Here is a 249-nt window from a genome sequence, read left to right on the forward strand (position 1 = left end):
GGTGTATCATTTTCAAAGGCAGCCTTCTCAGCCAGATTAGCCAAATTAGCCTGATCATCTAAATTAAACCCCCCTTTAGCGTAAGACGTAAAAGAAGCTGTTTTACTTAATGGTACATAAGGTGGGTCGCAATAAATAACTGCATTGTTAGGCACTAACTTAAAAACATCATCGTAATCTAAACAGGTGAAGGTTGCTTTTTGTGCTTTTTCAGCAAAAAAATACATTTCTTTTTCAGGAAAGTAAGGC

Annotated in this window: 1 protein-coding gene; it reads right to left on the reverse strand. The window is 36.5% G+C overall.

The window, feature by feature from the left end:
- Window positions 1-249 (reverse strand): DNA adenine methylase (locus AAEZ18_RS19335; protein ID WP_352256061.1); only part of this gene is annotated, 249 nt, incomplete at both ends.

Source organism: Pseudoalteromonas sp. 19-MNA-CIBAN-0066, assembly GCF_040308705.1.
Taxonomy (GTDB): Bacteria; Pseudomonadota; Gammaproteobacteria; order Enterobacterales; family Alteromonadaceae; genus Pseudoalteromonas; species Pseudoalteromonas nigrifaciens.